The organism is Stenotrophomonas sp. ATCM1_4, from assembly GCF_004348115.1.
GTDB classification, from domain to species: domain Bacteria; phylum Pseudomonadota; class Gammaproteobacteria; order Xanthomonadales; family Xanthomonadaceae; genus Stenotrophomonas; species Stenotrophomonas capsici.
The window spans coordinates 3,223,118-3,240,416 of record NZ_QPFB01000001.1; the positions used below are offsets into that span (position 1 = coordinate 3,223,118).

General features: G+C 68.6%; 17 protein-coding genes. 12 read left to right on the plus strand and 5 right to left on the minus strand.

Annotated elements, in window-relative coordinates; all coding sequences use genetic code 11:
• Positions 1-5: 5 nt before the first annotated feature.
• Positions 6-3,581, minus strand: coding sequence for an ATP-binding protein (locus tag ATCM_RS14845; protein ID WP_132865254.1), 3,576 nt, complete (start codon positions 3,579-3,581; stop codon positions 6-8).
• A 256-nt stretch (positions 3,582-3,837) separates the two neighbouring features.
• Between ATCM_RS14845 and ATCM_RS14850 the strand changes: the two genes are divergently transcribed.
• The 3 genes from ATCM_RS14850 to ATCM_RS14860 are packed head-to-tail and all read left to right on the plus strand — an operon-like array spanning position 3,838 to position 5,652.
• Positions 3,838-4,515, plus strand: coding sequence for a YceI family protein (locus ATCM_RS14850; protein WP_132866198.1), 678 nt, complete (start codon positions 3,838-3,840; stop codon positions 4,513-4,515).
• Complete coding sequence (locus ATCM_RS14855) at positions 4,505-5,083, plus strand: cytochrome b (protein ID WP_132865255.1); 579 nt, start codon at positions 4,505-4,507, stop codon at positions 5,081-5,083. Before ATCM_RS14850 ends, ATCM_RS14855 begins: the two co-directional genes overlap by 11 nt.
• Entirely contained in the window at positions 5,080-5,652 is a 573-nt protein-coding gene (locus tag ATCM_RS14860; RefSeq protein ID WP_132865256.1) for a YceI family protein, read from the plus strand. Before ATCM_RS14855 ends, ATCM_RS14860 begins: the two co-directional genes overlap by 4 nt.
• 117 nt (positions 5,653-5,769) lie before the next feature.
• On the opposite strand, the gene ATCM_RS14865 is transcribed toward ATCM_RS14860, so the two are convergent.
• Positions 5,770-5,997 (minus strand): glutaredoxin family protein, encoded by a 228-nt coding sequence (locus ATCM_RS14865; RefSeq protein ID WP_132865257.1) that lies wholly within the window; start codon positions 5,995-5,997, stop codon positions 5,770-5,772.
• Between the two features lie 98 nt (positions 5,998-6,095).
• Between ATCM_RS14865 and ATCM_RS14870 the strand changes: the two genes are divergently transcribed.
• On the plus strand, positions 6,096-7,478 hold the full coding sequence (locus tag ATCM_RS14870) for an L-serine ammonia-lyase (RefSeq protein WP_132865258.1): 1,383 nt from the start codon (positions 6,096-6,098) through the stop codon (positions 7,476-7,478).
• 145 nt (positions 7,479-7,623) lie between these two features.
• Positions 7,624-8,361: a response regulator transcription factor gene (locus ATCM_RS14875; protein WP_243694028.1), complete on the plus strand. Its 738-nt coding sequence runs from the start codon at positions 7,624-7,626 to the stop codon at positions 8,359-8,361.
• Here the strand turns inward: ATCM_RS14875 and ATCM_RS14880 are convergent.
• Positions 8,343-9,719, minus strand: a complete 1,377-nt coding sequence (locus ATCM_RS14880; RefSeq protein ID WP_165931195.1) for an ATP-binding protein — start codon at positions 9,717-9,719, stop codon at positions 8,343-8,345. The genes ATCM_RS14875 and ATCM_RS14880 overlap by 19 nt on opposite strands.
• Before the next feature lie 312 nt (positions 9,720-10,031).
• Positions 10,032-10,472 (minus strand): hypothetical protein, encoded by a 441-nt coding sequence (locus ATCM_RS14885; protein WP_132865260.1) that lies wholly within the window; start codon positions 10,470-10,472, stop codon positions 10,032-10,034.
• Positions 10,473-10,575: 103 nt separating this feature from the next.
• Here ATCM_RS14885 and ATCM_RS14890 point away from each other — a divergent pair, with 103 nt between their 5' ends.
• The 7 genes from ATCM_RS14890 to ATCM_RS14920 all read left to right on the plus strand — a co-directional run bounded on the left by ATCM_RS14890 (position 10,576) and on the right by ATCM_RS14920 (position 16,296).
• Positions 10,576-10,797, plus strand: coding sequence for a hypothetical protein (locus ATCM_RS14890; protein WP_132865261.1), 222 nt, complete (start codon positions 10,576-10,578; stop codon positions 10,795-10,797).
• Between the two features lie 260 nt (positions 10,798-11,057).
• Positions 11,058-11,465 (plus strand): hypothetical protein, encoded by a 408-nt coding sequence (locus ATCM_RS14895; RefSeq protein ID WP_132865262.1) that lies wholly within the window; start codon positions 11,058-11,060, stop codon positions 11,463-11,465.
• 98 nt (positions 11,466-11,563) lie between these two features.
• A complete protein-coding gene (locus ATCM_RS14900; protein WP_132865263.1) occupies positions 11,564-12,337 on the plus strand; it encodes an SDR family oxidoreductase in 774 nt (257 codons plus the stop codon).
• 86 nt (positions 12,338-12,423) lie between these two features.
• Entirely contained in the window at positions 12,424-13,875 is a 1,452-nt protein-coding gene (locus tag ATCM_RS14905; protein ID WP_132865264.1) for an aldehyde dehydrogenase family protein, read from the plus strand.
• Between the two features lie 3 nt (positions 13,876-13,878).
• Positions 13,879-14,130 carry a hypothetical protein gene (locus ATCM_RS14910; protein WP_132865265.1) on the plus strand — a complete coding sequence of 84 codons (252 nt, stop codon included), beginning with the start codon at positions 13,879-13,881 and terminating at the stop codon, positions 14,128-14,130.
• Positions 14,131-14,158: 28 nt separating this feature from the next.
• Positions 14,159-15,322, plus strand: coding sequence for a low temperature requirement protein A (locus ATCM_RS14915; protein ID WP_207911818.1), 1,164 nt, complete (start codon positions 14,159-14,161; stop codon positions 15,320-15,322).
• A gap of 185 nt (positions 15,323-15,507) precedes the next feature.
• A complete protein-coding gene (locus tag ATCM_RS14920; protein ID WP_132865266.1) occupies positions 15,508-16,296 on the plus strand; it encodes a hypothetical protein in 789 nt (262 codons plus the stop codon).
• Here the strand turns inward: ATCM_RS14920 and rarD are convergent.
• The gene (rarD, locus tag ATCM_RS14925; RefSeq protein WP_132865267.1) at positions 16,271-17,173 is read right to left on the minus strand and encodes an EamA family transporter RarD; all 903 of its coding nucleotides are present in this window, start codon (positions 17,171-17,173) and stop codon (positions 16,271-16,273) included. The two genes, ATCM_RS14920 and rarD, sit on opposite strands and share 26 nt — an antisense overlap.
• Between the last annotated feature and the right edge of the window lie 126 nt (positions 17,174-17,299).

The following is a 17,299-nucleotide window of genomic DNA, read 5'->3' on the forward strand; positions in this document are numbered from 1 at the left end:
TCCCGTCATTCCTCGTGCATCGGCAACCCGGCCAGGGCCGGTCCCCCACCACGTTGGGCGCGTGAGCGTAACAACACCTGCGTGATGGTGGTCGCCAGCAGCTGGCCGGTGACCGGCTTGCGCAGGAACCCTTCCATCCCCGCCGCCGCCGCCAACTGCTCGGCCTGGCCATCCGAACGCGCGGTGACCGCGATCAACGGGAACAGGTGCCCGGACGCACGCAACTGTCGGGCCAGCGCCATGCCATCGAGCGCGGGCAGGTCCAGGTCGAACAGGCCGATGTCGAACGCCTGCTCGGCCACTTCGCCCAGCGCGGCGAGGCCGTGCGGCGCATGCACCACGGTATGCCCGCGCGCGCGCAGCAGGCCGGCGATGACCTGGGCGACGGTCGGGTCGTCCTCCACCAGCAGGATCCGCAGCGGCTCGCTGCCGGCCGCAGCCTCCGCGTCGCCCTCCTGCGGGGCCTGCACGCCCTGCACCCAGTGCAGCGGCAGCTCCACCTGGAAGCTGGCCCCTTCGCCCAGGCGGCTGCTGACACGGATGTTGCCCCCCATCGCCGCCGCCAGCTCCTGGCAGATCGCCAGCCCCAGGCCACTGCCGCCATAACGCGAGGCGGTGCGCCAGCCATCGGCCTGCTCGAAGCGCTGGAACAGGCGCGCCTGCTGCTCGTCGTTGATGCCCGGCCCGGTGTCGCTGACGGTCAGGCGCAGGCCGGTGTTGTCCGGCAGCAATGCCACCTCCAGTCGCACCTTGCCCTGCTCGGTGAACTTGATGGCGTTGCTCAGCAGGTTCATCACGATCTGGCGCAGGCGCATGGCATCGCCGGTCACCTCGACCGTGCCGTCGAAGCCCGGCGCGTACTCGAACGCCAGGCCGCGCCGCTCGGCCATCGGCGCCATCAGCGCCACTACTTCCTCCAGCACCTTGCTGAAATTGAACGGCTGGTTGTCCAGCTCGAGCTTGCCCGACTCGACGCGGGCCAGGTCCAACGCGTCGTTGAGCAGCCGCAACAGGTGCGAACCGGCCTGCTGGATGGCACCGGCATAACGCCGCTGGCGGGGATCCAGGTCGGTGTCCAGCAGCAGCTCGCTCATGCCCAGCACGCCGGTCATCGGCGTGCGCACCTCATGGCCCAGCGTGGCCAGGAAGCGGGTCTTGGCCAGGGAGGCCTGTTCGGCCAGCTCCTGCTTGTGCAGGGCCAGTTGCCATGCACTACGCCGGCGCACGCGGCGACGGTAGGCCAGCAGCGCCGCGCTGACCAGCAGGGCCAGCACCGCCACCCAGGCGGCGATCGCCGTACCGCTGAGCCACCAGGGCGAGGCCACTTCCACCGTCAAGGCCTGCACCGGCGTCCAGCCGCTGTCGCCGGCCGCGCCCTGCACCTCCAGGCGATAGTGCCCGGGCGGCAGCCGCGACAGCACCCGCTCGCCTTCGGCACTGACCTCCACCCAGTTCTGGTCGTAGCCCTCCACGCGGAAGCGGAAGCGGTGGCTGGCCAGATCGGCGAAGGACATCAGCCGTGCCTGCACGCGCAGGTCACGGTCGCCGGCCCCCAGGTGGATCACCTCCCCGCTGAGCGCCTGTTCGCTGACCGCGTCATCGCGGCGCACATGCACCGAACCGATCACCAGCTTGGAGGCTGGCAGCGGCTGCGCCACCTGGTCCGGGTTGAATACCACCAGGCCACTGGCCTGCACCGCCAGCGCTGCGTCGCAACCGCCCATCGCCGGGGGGCGTGGCGAGAACTCCGCGTCCGGCAGGCCATCGGCACCGCCGAGCAAGCGCACGCGCCGCGCCCCCGGCTGCCACAGCAGCAGGCCGCGCGGGGTGGTGGCCCACAGCTGTCCGGAGCACCCCAGTACCAGCCCGCCCATCATCACCGCCGGCACGCCCTCCGCATTGCCCAGCCGCTGCTGCAGCACGAGGCGGTCGCCTTCGCGGCGGTAGTGCTCCAGCGCGCCGTCGCGCGCCAGCCAGACCGTTCCGTCCGGGACGAAGGCGATGTCATACACGCCCCCCCGCGACACGCCCTGCAACGTGATGAAGCGGGTGCCGTCGAAGTACAGCACGCCGGCCGCGCCGGTCAGCCACACCGTGCCGTTGCGGTCGATCAGCAACTGCTCGACCAGCTTGTCGGGCAGGCCCGGCGACGCGCCGGCCGGATAGGTGGCCAACAGCTCACCGTTCGCGGCACGGTGCTGCAGGCCGTATCCGATGATCGACAACCACACGCTGCCGTCGGCGGCGCGGCGCATCAGGTCGGCGCGGAACTGCGGATCGCTGCCGACGCCCAGGTCCACGACCCGGCGCCCCTGGCCTTCGGGCCGGAACAGCACCAGGCTGCCGGCCCGCCCCGCCCAGACCTGTCCATCGGCGCCACGCAGCACCGACCAGATCCCGCCCACGCCCAACCGCGCCTCGTCGGCCAGCTGCTGCAGCTGCCCGCTGCCATCGAGCCGGTAGACCCCGTGCGCGCCACCGACCAAAAAGCCGTCGCCATCGGCCGCACCGCTGCGCATGTACAGGCTTTCCAGCGGTTTGCCGTCCAGCCGCGAGACGGTGGAAAAGCGCTTCCAGTCCGGTCGCAGGTAGGCCAGGCCCTGGGTCAGCAGGGCCGTCCAGACACCGCCTTCGTGATCCTGCAGCAGGTCCAGCACGCCACTGTGCTCGGTCAGGAAGTCGCTGCCGCGCCCGCCGGCCAGCAGCGTCAACTGCTTGCCATCACCGCGGTACAGGCCGTTGGAGGTTCCCATCCAGTACCCGCCGTCGCGGTCGTGCAGCAGCACCGCTGCCCGCGACTGCTGGGCCTGCGGCCACGGCGCGGGGAACACCAGTCCATTGTCCAGCACGCGGAACAGCCCGCTCTCGGTGCCGGCCCAGAACCCGCCGTCACGGTCGGCGCTCATGCGGATGATGGTCTTGCCGGCCAGCAGCGGCGCGACGATGCGGGTGAACTGCTCGCTACCCGGCGCGCGGCGGGCCAGGCCATCGGCGGTGCCGATCCACAACGCGCCGTCACTGCCGAGCAGCAGCGAATAGATGGTGTCGTCGGGCAGGCTGTGCGGGTCACCGGGAACATGCCGGTACTGGGTCACGCGGCCATCGGCATGCAGCCGGCAGATGCCGGTGCCGGAGCTGCCAACCCACATCTCGCCCTCCACCGAGGCCAGTGCCCAGACCTGTTCGGTGCAGCGTTCCTCGACGGCCTGGAAACGCTGGAACGCCTTGCGCTGGGCATCGAGCATGATCAGCCCGGCGCCGTTGGCACCCAGCCAGACCCGATCCTGCGGGTCGATCAGCAGGGTCTCCAGCACGTTGCCGGGCAGCGAGTCCGGATCGTCGGGGTCCTGGCGCCAGACCCGCAGCTGGTGGCCGTCGTAGCGGGCCAGGCCATCATCGGTGGCCGCCCAGACGTATCCCTGGCGGTCCTGCGCCAGGGCCAGCACCATCCGCGATGGCAGGCCTTCGGCGACCCCCAGCCGGCGCATGTTCGGCGTCTCGGCCAGTACCGCGGCCATCGCCGGCGCGACGGCCAGCCACAGCAGCAGTGCCAGCCCGGTAATTCCCAGGAACCGCTTCATCACACGTCCGTTGCTCCTCGCCTGTCCATTTGCGCCCCTGCAACGGCCACTCCCCGCCGTCCCAGCCCCGCGCAAGGCTGCGACTTTAGCGTCCATGCGGAGGCGGAGCAAAAAAGTTCCCCTCCCGTCACCGCCGGAACCACAGACAGCTGTAACAAACCGTTGCAGCGTGTACGCACAAACCTCCGCCCAACTGTGCCTAGAATCATGCCCATTCCGAAACCGGGGAGCCGGGACCTTGTTGCGACCCATCCTGATGCTGGCACTGGGGCTGCTGCCGCTGGCGGCCGCTGCGGCACCCGAGCCGTACCGGCTGGACCCGGTGCATACGCGGGTGCTGTTCGCGATCGAGCACGCCGGGTTCTCGCAGGCGCTGGGCACGGTCTCGGGCAGCGAGGGCGTGCTGCACTTCGACCCGCAGGACTGGAGCAGCGCCCGGCTGGACGTCACCGTGCCACTCACCCGGGTCGACCTGGGGGATGCGAAATGGAACCAGGCCACGCTGGCGCGCAACCTGCTCGACGGCGAGCGCTTCCCGCGGGCGCGCTTCGTCTCCGACCGCGTGGAGGCCGTTGACGCCACCCATGCGCGCGTCCATGGCCAGCTCACCCTGCACGGCGTCACCCGCGCGGTGGTGCTGGAGGTCACCCTCAATGCGGTGAAGCGTCACCCGCTGCCGCCATTCCGCCGCACCGCCGGGTTCTCCGCCACCACCGCGCTGAGCCGCGCCGACTTCGGCATCGACGCATGGAAGTCGGTCATCGGCGACCGCGTGGAGCTGCGCATCGAGGCCGAAGCGGTGCGTGACGACAACGCCTCCGCGCCCGCGCCGGACACCGACACCCCTGCCGACGCGCAGGACACTTCCCTCCAGGACGCGGCCGATGCCGCGCTGAAACACGCCACACAGACGGAACCACGCCATGACCACTAAGAACACCGCCCAGCAATGGGGAAGCGTCAGCAAATCCCTGCACTGGCTGATCGCCCTGCTGATCCTGGCGCTGGGCATCGTTGGCCTGGTCATGGGCGAGTTTCCCAAGACCCCGAAGTACTTCTGGATCTACACGATGCACAAGTCGATCGGCATCACCGTGCTGGTGCTGGTCGTCGCGCGCCTGGGCTGGCGCCTGTACGCCGGCGCGCCCGAACCGGTGCCGGGCACACCGGGCTGGCAGGAGCGTGTGGCCAGCCTCACCCACTGGCTGCTGTACGTGATGATGTTCGCCATCCCGCTGTCGGGCTGGCTGTACGACTCGGCCAGCGGCCTGCGCCCGTTCAAGCTGTTCGGGCTGGTCGAGATGCCCAAGCTGGTCGCGCCGAGCGAATCGGCCGCGCAGGTCTCGCACCTGATCCATGAATGGGGCTTCTGGGCCTTGATCCTGTTGGTGCTTGGCCATGCCGGCGCCGCCGTTTTCCATCACGTTCACCAGCGTGACGCCACCCTCACCCGCATGCTGCCGCAAGGCTGGCTCAGCACCCCGCAAAAGGAATCCGCATGAACATCAAACTCACCTCCCCGGCCGCCGTCGCCGCCGCCCTGGCCGGCATGCTGGCCGTCGCCCCGGCCATGGCCGCCGACTACGTGCAGGCACCGGGGACCGGCTCGATCCTGGTATTCGCCACCAAGTACGACGGCGAAGTCTTCACCGGCACCTTCCCGGGCTTCCAGACCCAGGTCAGCTTCGATCCGGCCAACCCGGCCGCCGGCAAGCTCGATGTCAGCATCCCGCTGGCCGGCGCCCGCAGCGGCAACACCGACCGCGACTCCACCCTGCAGGGGGCGGATTTCTTCAACGTGGCCCAGTTCGCCCAGGCCCGTTACACCGCCAACGGCTTCCGCGCCCTGGGCAACAACCAGTTCGCCGCCGATGGCACGCTGGAACTGCGGGGCGTCAGCAAGCCGGTCACGCTGACCTTCACCTGGGCGCCGGGCGCGCAGCCGGTGCTGACCGGCAAGGCCACCGTCAAGCGCCTGGACTTCGGCGTGGGCGGCGGCGACTGGACCGATACCAAGACCATCCCCAACGAAACGGCGATCAGCACCATCGTCAAGCTCAACGCCAAGTAAGCCACGCCCCTGCGTGGTGCCGGTGCAGCGGAGCGTGGCTCCGCGCTGCCGGCCATCGCGCCGCTGTTGTCCGTGCCGAGCCACGCCCGGCACGGGCCTCATCGGCCCGGCTGCGCGCTACTGCTTCAGCCAACGCTGCACGCTGGCCGCGTCAAACGGCCATTCCAGTTCGCGCCCGGCGCCATCGCGCAGCACCGGCACACGCGTCCCGTAGCGCGCCTCCAGCGGCGCGTCGTCATCGATGAACACGCTTTCGAACGCCGGTGCGCGTGCCTGCGCCAGCACCGCCAGCGCCTGGTCGCACAGATGACAATCATCGCGCTGGAACAACACCAATCCGCTCATGCCGCTGCCCTGTGGTTGGAATGCTGCGCTGCAGGCATGGCCCGCCGCCGCCAGCACGTAGAATAGCGGCCCTCTCCACGCAGTACGCAGAAGCACGCATGTCCGTCAGCACGTTCGACCTGTTCAAGATCGGCATCGGCCCGAGTTCGTCACACACCGTGGGCCCGATGCGCGCGGCCGAGCGTTTCGTGCACCGCTGGCTGCTCGACCAGGGCCGCCTGCAGGACACCGTGCGCATCCGCGCCGAGGTGTTCGGCTCGCTGGCGTTGACCGGCAAGGGGCACGGCACCGACAAGGCGGTGCTGCTCGGCCTGGAAGGCCACCGTCCCAACCTGATCGACCCGGACATCATCCCGGCCGCGCTCGAGCGCATCCGCACCACCAAGCGCATCCACCTGATGGGCCAGCACGAAATCGCCTTCGACGAGAAGCGCGACCTGCTCATGAACAAGCGCCAGAAGCTGCCGTACCACACCAACGGCATGCGCTTCACCGCCTACGACGCAGACGACCAGATCATCGCCACCCGCGATTATTACTCCGTCGGCGGTGGCTTCGTGGTCAACGAGGACGATGCCGCCGACGACCGCATCGTCCCCGACCAGACGCCCATCCCCTACCCGTTCAAGAGCGGCGACGAGCTGCTGGCGCAGGCCGCGCGCAGCGGCCTGAGCATCGCGCAGATGATGTTCGAGAACGAGAAGTGCTGGCGCAGCGAGGACGAGATCCGCGCCGGCCTGCGCGAGATCTGGGACGCCATGCAGTCCTGCGTGACGCGCGGTATCCGCTCCGAGGGCACCCTGCCCGGCGGCCTGCACGTCAGCCGCCGCGCGCCCACGCTGTACCGCGAGCTGTCCGCGCGCCCGGAAGCAGCCATGCGCGACCCGCTGACCACGCTGGACTGGGTCAACCTGTACGCGCTGGCGGTCAACGAGGAAAACGCCGCCGGTGGCCGCGTGGTCACCGCGCCCACCAACGGCGCGGCCGGCATCATCCCCTCGGTGCTGCATTACTACGACCGCTTCTGCCCCGGCAGCACCGAGCAGGGCGTGTTCGACTTCCTGCTCACCGCCGCGGCGATCGGCATCCTCTACAAGGAGAACGCCTCCATCTCCGGCGCCGAGGTCGGTTGCCAGGGCGAAGTGGGCGTGGCCTGCTCGATGGCGGCCGGCGGGCTGATGGCCGCGCTGGGCGGCAACCCGGGCCAGATCGAGAATGCCGCCGAGATCGGCATGGAGCACAACCTCGGCCTGACCTGCGACCCGATCGGCGGGCTGGTGCAGATCCCCTGCATCGAGCGCAACGCGATGGGCGCGGTCAAGGCGATCAACGCCAGCCGCATGGCCATGCGCGGCGACGGCAAGCACAAGGTGTCGCTGGACAAGGTCATCAAGACCATGCGCGACACCGGCCGCGACATGCAGGACAAGTACAAGGAAACCAGCCGCGGCGGCCTGGCCGTCAACGTCATCGAGTGCTGACCGGCCACCGGGCCGGCACGCGCGGTACCCCGCGGCGTCATCGCCGCCTCCGGCGACCGGCCTGCCGCGGTCGCCGGCCGGGTCGCTTACAAAAGCCCCGGTGACTGCAGTAGGCTGGCGCGACGGTCAACGATCACGCCCCCACTTGAACGACAGAACCACGCCCACGCCCGACCTTCCGGAGCCACCGCTGAAGGTCGCGGTCACGGAGGACGACGCGCTGCTGCGTGATCGCATCCTGCTTCCCGGCCTGCGCGACCATGGGTTCAACGTCCAGGGATATGGCGATGCCACGGAACTGTATCGGGGCCTGCTGGCCGAGGCCTTCGATGTGGTCATCCTGGACATCGCCCTGCCGGGCGAGGACGGCCTGAGCATCGCCTCGCACCTGCGCCGCATCCAGCCCGGGCTGGGCATCGTCATGCTGACCGGCACCGGGAACCGCGAGAACCACCTGCGCGCCCTGCGCGACGGGGCGGACATCTATCTGGCCAAGCCCGTGGACGTCGAGATCATCGCCGTCACCCTGCACAGCCTGTCGCGCCGCCTGCCACGCACGGCAACCGGCACGGTGCCAACGGAACCGCCCGGCACGTGGCGGCTGCTCTCCGATGGCTGGTGCCTGGAAACGCCCACCGGCAGGATCATCGCCCTGACCACCCCGGAGCGTTCACTGCTGGCCCTGCTGGCCCGCCATCGCGGCCAGACCGTGGAGCGGGAGCGGCTGATCGACGCATTGACCGATGACGCTTCGGACTTCGACCCGCATCGCCTGGAAGCCCTGGTGCACCGCGTCCGCCGCAAGGCCGCCGCCGCCGCGCCCGATGCCCCGCCATTGCCGTTGCTCTCGGTCCGCGGAAAGGGCTACGTGCTCGCCAGCTGAGCGGTCTCCCCATCCATGGCCAGCGGCAGCAGGATCCGCACCGTCGTGCCCTGCGCCGGCGGGCCAACGAGGTCGATCTTTCCGCCGGCCTCCAGCAGCATGTCGCGCACCACGGACAAGCCCAGGCCAGTCCCCATCCCGCTCGGCTTGGTGGTGAAGAAGGGTTCGAAGGCCTGCGTGCGCACGTCTTCCGGCATGCCCTTGCCGTCATCGGTCAGGTCCAGGCATACCCAGGCCCCGTCCAGCCGGCCTGCCTGGATGCGGAACGTGCCGGTATCGGTGATGGCATCCCTCGCGTTGGCGGCGATGTTGATGATCACCAGCCCGAAGCGATCGATGTCCATCCGCACCGGCAACGCGCCATCGGCGTACTCCAGCTGCAGTCGGACCCGCGCCCCGAACAGCTGCTTCAGCATCGGCATCAGTTCGCGCAGTGACGCCGCCGCGTCGAACACCTCCGGCCGTGCGACTTCCTGCCGACTGAAGCTCAACAGCTTCCGGCTGATGGTCAACGCCCGCCTGGCGGCCAGGTCCACGTCGCCCAGCGCCTCATAGAGTGCCGGCGCGCCCCTGTCGGCCAATCGTTCCCGCTGCGCGGCATAACTCAGGATGATGCCCAGCACGTTGTTGAAGTCGTGGGCCACGCCACTGGCCAGGCGGCCCACTGCCTCCATCTTCTGCGCGTGGACGAGCTGGTCGCGCGTGCGTTCGCGCTCGCGGACTTCTTCCTGGAGCCGTTCGTAGGCCAGCGCCAGCGCCTGCCCACGGGCGTTGGATTCCTCCAGGCTGTTGCGCAGCGCGGCCACGGTGCGGTCCAGCGCGATGGCGATGATCAGCCAGATGCCGGCCAGCGACACGGCCTTGCCCAGCCCCGCGACCGGCATCGCCCCGCCGCCGAGCGCCGCACGCACGAAGTCGGCGACCAGGGTCGCCGCGACGATCCCCAGCAACGTGGCCAGCGTGATCCACAGCGTCCGCCGCCCCAGGATCAGGCCCCCCAGCGCCAGCAGGATCATCGGCATGGGGTCGAACCTCAGCCCGACCATGCCGGTGGTGATGTAGATGATCGCCATCGACAGCATCACCACGCCGAGGAACACGTGTACCCCTTGGCGAAAACGGCCACGCCGGATCAGCCACACGCACGTCCATGCGGCGGCGACCATCAGCACGTCTGTGGTCAGGTCGGCGGCCAGCGCCGTCCAGCCGGGCAGGTCCCCCGACCAGCGACCGCTCAGCACGGCATACAGGAACAGCGACTTGTTGAGCGGGATGAACACCCCGAGGAACAGCAGGAGCACCTGCAGGAAGGGGGCATTGCGACGATCAACCGGATCGTGGACAGGGATGTCCGACAACCATCGCCGGACCCGACCGAGGAAAAAATCGTACTTGATGGGAGTCTCCTGGCATCCACCGGCCTGGCGCGGTGCCGGCCATCGCCGCGCACCCCCCAGGCGCCGAAACAGAACAGACACAACGGCCATTCCTCACCGTTTATCACCGCCGCGGTGACAAACGATGCGTGTATTCAAGCACCCGCTTTTGTAGCTTAAAGCTGCCCCAGTCTCTGCAAGGAGCAACATCCCCGAAACCCTGACGCACCCCGCCCGTGCATGATCCAGCGGTGGTGTCCGGAGCGTCAAGCACAGCGTGCCCGACCACCGGTCTCACGCGATGTAGGCCACCCAACGCCGCCCCAGTGCACCGACGATTCTCTCGAGCAGGTCGATGTTCAACGGCTGCGAGATGTCCAGGCCGGCCCTGATGAAATCCACGGGCATGCACAGGGTCTGCGCCAGGGAATGACAGGAGGCACCGCTTCTCACCATTTCATTGAGGACCAGCACCTTCATCGACTCAGCTGCCGACAGGCGCGCGTCGATACCGTCCCGTGGCCGGCTCCGTGGCAGCGGGATGAGCTTTCCGACCCGCATGTGCTCGCGTACGGCCGCCCTGAGCGCCGCGTTGAGCTTCTCCCTGGAGTACTCCGAACCCGGCAGGCAGACCTCGGGCCAGTCCGTCAGATGCAACTTGTAGCTGCTGACCGCACCGACGGACTTCACGGGATAGACAAGCATGGAATTGAGCACGCCAACCGTTTTCAGCACGTCAACCTGATCCCCGCAACGTCCTGACAGATCACTTCACCCCGGACGAAGCCCAGCAGGGCGCCGCAGGGGCCCGACACACCAACGCGAAGAACACACCGCCGTGACACACCCGAGCATCGAACAGATCCACGCCCTGATCGAGTCACTGGGCAACGCCTCGCTCAGCACCCAACAACGTGTCCAGACCCTGCAGGAAATACGCCGCATGTCTGCCAGCCTCTACCTGAACCGTGCAACGCAGGACACAGGCGAGCAATGTCATCAGATCGATGCCCTGGCCCTGAAGGCGTGCGGCATTGCGTTGACGTCGCAGCAAGCATGACCCCGCCATCCCGTACCTGTTGGCAACGGAAGATAAGGGCTATTGACATGATGTTCACGCATGCTTCCTCACCCCGTCGGTGATAAACGATGAGGAAACACCCTCCCCGTCACGCATCGCCGCGTCGCGCGCCTTCGCCTCCCGCCGACACGCCACGTGCGGGCCACGCCTCGTCGGATGCAACACGTCCCGCGATGACAGGCACCGCGCCCGTGCCGCCCAACCCGCGAACCCCGAGCTTCGGGGAACTGCAGGCATTGATGCATCCGCACCTTCCCCAGGACCTCTCGACGTTCGATCTGCACGAACGGGTCGCACAGCGTTCGGCCCAGATCAGCCAGACGGACCCGTTGAGCGCCGCGCTGCTGGCCGCCGCTGCCGTGCAGTTGCGGCGCCAGGCGCATAACGAGCGCAGCACCCCGGCGCTGCGGGTGAGGACGCTGCGTGAACTGCAACCGATCCTCACCGCGCTGCGGCAGGCCTGCATCCAGGAAGCGGCCTTGGCCGCACTTGGCCCGTCCGCGCCCGGCTGGCTGCGTGGCACCGATGCCAGGACCGGCGCAAGCCGCCTGGCAGCTTCCCGGGAGAGTCGCTCCGAACTCACCCGGCTGCTCGATGCCCTGCGCCAGGAGAACGCTCCACAGCGGGACGAACCCCGCAGCAACTGAGCTGCAAGCACCTCCTCCTGCGCCGCAGCGAGGCCACACGGCGACCACCGGCGTGCCGGAAGCGCCATCACCACCGCCCTACCATCAGGAACATGCAGATGAACGACCATTCCCTGAAGAACAAAGTCGCCGTGATCGCAGGCGGCGGCAAGAACCTCGGCGCGCTGATCGCCCACCAGTTCGTCGATGCCGGCGCGCGCGGCATCGCCCTCCACTACAACAGTGACGCCTCCCGCGCCGACGCCGAGAAGACCGCCGCCGAACTGAAGGCCAAGGGGGCCGATGCCACCCTGTTCCAGGGAAACCTGGCGGTGGTCGACAACAACGTGAAGCTGTTCGACCAGGCCAAGGCCCACTTCGGCCAGGTCGACATCGCCATCAACACCGCCGGCGTGGTCATCAAGAAGCCCATCGCCGACATCACCGAGGCCGACTACGACAAGAGCTTCGACGCCAATGCCAAGGCCGCGTTCTTCTTCATCCAGCAGGCCGGGCGTGTCCTCGCCGACGGCGGGAACATCGTGACGATCGTCAGCTCCCTGCTGGCCGCCTACACGCCGTTCTATGCGATCTACCCGGGCAGCAAGGCCGCCGTGGAGCACTACACGCGCGCCGCGTCCAAGGAGTTCGGCGAGCGTGGCATTTCGGTCAACGCCATCGGCCCGGGCCCGATGGATACGCCGTTCTTCTACGGGCAGGAACAGCCGGACGCGGTGGCCTACCACAAGTCCGCCGCGGCACTGAGCAAGTACAGCAGGACCGGGCTGACCGACATCCAGGACATCTCGCCGATCGTCAAGTTCCTGGTCACCGACGGCTGGTGGATCACCGGGCAGACCATCTTCGCCAATGGTGGCTATACCACCCGCTGATGCATGGCGGTGACGCGCGGAAAGCGCGTCACCCTTCCTGTTCCATGGACAGGACCTTCAGCTGCCAATCGCGTGGGGTAATCACGATGAGCAATCGTTTCCAGTCCTGCTTCGACGCGCAGAAGGCGCGGTTCGACACCGATGCCACCAAGTCCCTTGCATGGCGCCTGGAGCAACTGGACCGCATGGAACGGATGCTGCGAGAGCACCAGCAGGCGCTCTGCGCGGCGCTGCACCAGGATTTCGGCAAGCCACCGTTCGAGCAGCTGTTCGAGATCACTGTCCCGCTGGGCGTGATCCAGTACTACCGGGACAACCTGAAGGCCCTGATGGCACCGCAACCGGTGCCGATCCCGCCGGGACTGGAGGCCCGTGGCAACCGGGGCCTCGTGTTCAAGGAGCCGTACGGGGTGACCCTGGTCATCGGCCCCTTCAACGCGCCGATCCTGCTGTTGCTGGACCCCGCCATCGCAGCGCTGGCCGCAGGCAACACCGTGGTCCTGAAACCGGCCAACACCACCCCGGCGACCGCCGAACTGCTGAGCCGCTGCATCACCAACCACTTCAACCCCGAGGATGTCGCCATCGTCACCGGCGGCCGCGAGGAGATCGCGGCGCTGCTGGAACTGCCGTTCGACTTCATCTTCTTCACCGGCAGCTCGGCGGTCGGCAAGGTGGTGCTGCGCGCCGCCGCCGAGCACCTGACCCCGGTCGTGCTGGAACTGGGCGGGCAGAACCCGACCGTCGTCGATGCCAGCGCCAACCTGGACATCGCGGTGGACCGGATCGCCTGGGGCCACAACGCCATCGCCGGCCAGTGGTGCGTGGCCCCGGGCTACGTCTGCGTGCACCGCTCGATCGCCGATGCGTTCATCACGCGCCTGAGACGGTCGTTGATCCATATGTACGGCGAAGACCCCCGCCACAGCCCGGATTTCGCGCGGATGATCAGCGAGCATGATGCCGAACGCGTGGCCTCGTACATCCTCCCGGACAAGGTCGTGCATGGCGGTCGCTTCGACGTCCCCGGCCGGTACGTCGAGCCGACGGTGCTGTATCCCTCCGCGTGGACCGACCCGGCCATGCAGCAGGAGGTATTCGGCCCGGTCCTGCCCGTCATCCCCTATGACGACCTGCGCGAAGTGGTCGGCCTCATCAAGCGCAGGCCCAGGCCGCTGGCGGCCTATATCTTCAGCAAGGACCCGGCGGCCATCGACTACTTCCTGGGGAGCGTGTCCTTCGGCGGCGGCTGCGTGAACCAGACCAACCTGCACTGCTGGATCGACAGCCTTCCCTTCGGCGGCGTCGGCTACTCGGGGATGGGCAAGTACTACGGCAAGGCCGGCTTCGACACGCTCAGCAACACCAAGGCCATGTTGATCGGCAACCCCGACGAGGTGCTGGACGTCTTCCCGCCCTACGCCGGCAAGGACATCGCCGGCAGCCTGGGGCTGTTCGCGTGGACGGAACCGCCCGCGCCCGGGGATGACGCCTCACCGATGCCGGATACGAACACCCACCCCAACGCGACGGACTGAACCATGCGCACAACCCTGCTGATCGTTGCTGGACTTCTCCTGGCCGCCCTGGCGTCGTGGCTGGGGGGCCCCTCACGACGCGTGATGGCGGCCGTGCTCTTCGCCGCGGCGTGGCTGGCCGTCGTCGGCTGGAACCTGCGCACGGGCCTGTCGCATGGCTACACGCTGCGCGAGGAGTTGCCGATCCAGGCCGCGATCTACCTGGTGCCACTGGCGCTGGCGGTGTGGCTGGCGTGGAAGCACGCGGCCAAGTGACCCCGAACCCCTCTCCACGGATGCCCCGGTGAACACCCGAATCCATTCCATGCTCCGCGTGCGCGACGGCCATGAGGCCAAGGTCGGTTACGCGGAACTGTTCTTCGACCTGGTCTATGTCTTTGCGGTCACCCAGGTATCGCACTTCCTGCTGGGCAACCTGACCCCGCTCGGCGCCGCCCAGGCGCTGCTGCTGTGGTTCGCGGTCTGGCTGGGATGGCAGTACACCTGCTGGATCACCAACTGGTTCGACCCCGAGTCCCCACGCATCCGCCGCATGCTGTTCGGGCTCATGTTCGTCTCGCTGGGGATGGCCGCGGCCCTGCCGGACGCCTTTGGCCAGCGCGGTCTCCTCTTCGCCGGCTGCTATGCGCTGATGCAGGTGGGGCGCGCCCTGTACATCCGCCTCAGCCTGGGCAACGCGCCGCTGGCCTCCAACTACACGCGCATCCTCGGTTGGGCCTGCATCAGCGCGGTGTTCTGGATCGCCGGCGGCCTGCAGCAAGGCACGCCACGGATGCTCCTGTGGGCGGTGGCCGTGGCCTGCGAGTACCTGTCCCCGATGTTCGGCTTCCCGCTGCCGGGCCTGGGCCGTTCGAACAGCGAGCGCGACTGGACGGTGGAAGGCGGGCACATCGTCGAGCGCTGTGCCTTGTTCATGATCGTCGCGCTGGGCGAGTCGGTCCTGGTCGCGGGCGCAACGCTGGGCCACGCCCACCACTGGGACATGCCGATGCTGCTCGCGTTCACGGCCGCGTTCGCCGGCAGCGTGGCGATGTGGCGTGTCTACTTCGGCGTCGCGGTGAAGGAAGCGACCGAGGTCATCGTCCACGCACCGGATCCGGGCCGATACGCCGCGTTGTTCCACTACCTGCACGTGCTCATCCTGGCGGGCGTCATCGTCACCGCGGTCGGCAATGACCTGGTCATCGCGCACCCCACCGCCCGCATGGACGGAACGTCCCTGCTGGTGCTGGTGGTGGGACCAGCGCTGTTCCTGCTCGGCAGCGGCCTGTACAAGCGGGTGATCCACGGGCACTACCCCGTCTCGCACCTGGTCGGCCTGGGACTTCTTGCGATCACCGCGATCGTCGGCTGGCGTTTCAACCTGCTTGTGGCCAATGCGTGGACCACCGTGGTCCTGTTCGTGGTGACCGGATGGGAGCAGCATTCCAGCGCCAATCGCGGCTGAGCCTGCGGGCGGTGTCCTCCGACCGTGGTGTCCAATCCTTGTCTTGAAGTGCCCTGCCGGGCAGATCAGAATCCGGCCACCCCACGATCTGCCCAGGGAACAGGATGCACAGCGAACAGGACCCCGCCCGCCCGGCACCGATGCGCCCGGCACCCCGCAGGCGGCCCGAGCCCAGGAAGGGCGGATTGACCCTCACCCGGGTCATGCTGGGCGCCTGCGTGCTGGTGGTGCTGGCCTGGTACATCGGAAGGCGCGACGCACCCGACGCCGGCGCGACGGCGCAGGCCGATGCGACGCCCGGCCCCGCAGCCGCGTCTTCGCGCGGCGCGGCACGCTCGGAGGCGCACGTCGTGCAGGGTGAGAAGTCCACCACGCTGGCCACCCTGGACGAAGCGCGCATGACGGTGGGCGAACAGGGCCGCGTGCTGCGCATCACGGGCAGCGTCGGCCGCAACTTCGCCCAGGACCTGCAGGCGGCGCTGGACGCCAACCCTTCGCTGCAACGCATCGACATCACCAGTGGCGGCGGTTACGCCAAGCCCGGCCTGGAAGCGGCGCGGATGATCCGCCGCCGCAACCTGATCGTGCGGGTCAGCTCGCACTGCGCCAGCATGTGCGTTGCCCTCTGGGCCGCCGGTGCGCAGCGCCAGCTGGAGCCGGACGCGGTGATCGGCCTGCATGCCTGGGATGCACAGTGCGACGCACGCCCGTCGCCGGACCGCGAGCAGTGCCATTACCAGATGCAGTTCGCCACCGATCACGACGCCAGCTACGACTCCTGGCTGCGCGAGGCCGGCTTCAATGCTTACCTGCTGGGGCTGCAGGAACGCACCGCTTCGGAGAACATCGCCGTGGTCAACGCGCTCCAGCTCTGGGAGAACGGCGTGGACTTCAGCGCCGTCAGCCACGACGGCACGCCGATGACCCGTGCCGATGTCCAGCGCTATCTCAGGGACCGCTACAGCCGCCGTTGAACCGGCGGCGGCGCAGCTTCATGCCGCCTTCCAGCGCCAGCAGGGCCACCGCGATCCAGATCGCGATGTAGGTCGGCCACTGGCCCTGCCCGACGCTCTCGCCGAGCAACAGTGCGGCCAGCATCAACAGCACCGGCTCGACGTAGGTCAGCAGCCCGAACAGGCTGAAGGACAGCATCTTCGCCGCCAGCACGTAGCACATCAGCGCCACCGCGCTGACCACGCCCAGCAACGGGATCAATGCATACAGCGCCGGGCGCTGCGCCAGCATCTGCAGCAGCGCCTGGCCGTCCCCGATCGCGGCCCACCCCGCCACCGGCAGCAACAGCACCAGCTCCACCCAGAAGCCGCCCAGGTGGGCGATGCCCAGGTGCCGGCGCACCAGGAAGTACGCCGGGTAGCCCAATGCCACCAGCAGCATCTCCCACGACAGGCCGTGGTTGCGCAGCAGCGCCCAACCCACGCCGAACGCGGCGCTGGCCACCGCCAGCCGCTGCAGCGGCGACAGGCATTCGCCATAGACCACGCGCCCGACCAGCACCATCACCAGCGGCAGCAGGAAGTAGCCCATCGACACCTGCAACGCCCGCCCGTGCAGCGGTGCCCACAGGAACAGCCACAACTGCACCCCGACCATCGCCGCGCAGGCCGGCATCGCCAGCCAGAGCCGGCGGTCGGTGCGCAGGCGTTGCAAGGTGCCTGGTATCAACGTGCGCTCGCCGCTCACCCGCAGCATCAGCGCCACCAGCGGCACGGCGAACAGCACGCGCCAGCCGAAGATGTCCTGTCCCTGCAGCGGTGCCAGGTGCGGGCTGCCGTAATACATCACGCCGAACAGCAGCGACGCCACCAACGAAACCAGCACACCCTTGGACACGGAACCACCCGATCGACAGACAGGGCAACCCGCACCTGAGGGGGCGGCAGCCGCCGCGGGACACGCGGCATCGACGCGGGGAGCGTGCCACCGGCGCAGGGTACCGGGGCCAACGCCGATCCCCAA

Coding starts and splice junctions, on each gene's coding strand:
- ATCM_RS14845 (WP_132865254.1), bottom strand. CDS start 3,581: ATGAAGCGGTTCCTGGGAATTACCGGGCTGGCACTGCTGCTGTGGCTG.
- ATCM_RS14850 (WP_132866198.1), top strand. CDS start 3,838: ATGCTGGCACTGGGGCTGCTGCCGCTGGCGGCCGCTGCGGCACCCGAG.
- ATCM_RS14855 (WP_132865255.1), top strand. CDS start 4,505: ATGACCACTAAGAACACCGCCCAGCAATGGGGAAGCGTCAGCAAATCC.
- ATCM_RS14860 (WP_132865256.1), top strand. CDS start 5,080: ATGAACATCAAACTCACCTCCCCGGCCGCCGTCGCCGCCGCCCTGGCC.
- ATCM_RS14865 (WP_132865257.1), bottom strand. CDS start 5,997: ATGAGCGGATTGGTGTTGTTCCAGCGCGATGATTGTCATCTGTGCGAC.
- ATCM_RS14870 (WP_132865258.1), top strand. CDS start 6,096: ATGTCCGTCAGCACGTTCGACCTGTTCAAGATCGGCATCGGCCCGAGT.
- ATCM_RS14895 (WP_132865262.1), top strand. CDS start 11,058: ATGCATCCGCACCTTCCCCAGGACCTCTCGACGTTCGATCTGCACGAA.
- ATCM_RS14900 (WP_132865263.1), top strand. CDS start 11,564: ATGAACGACCATTCCCTGAAGAACAAAGTCGCCGTGATCGCAGGCGGC.
- ATCM_RS14905 (WP_132865264.1), top strand. CDS start 12,424: ATGAGCAATCGTTTCCAGTCCTGCTTCGACGCGCAGAAGGCGCGGTTC.
- ATCM_RS14910 (WP_132865265.1), top strand. CDS start 13,879: ATGCGCACAACCCTGCTGATCGTTGCTGGACTTCTCCTGGCCGCCCTG.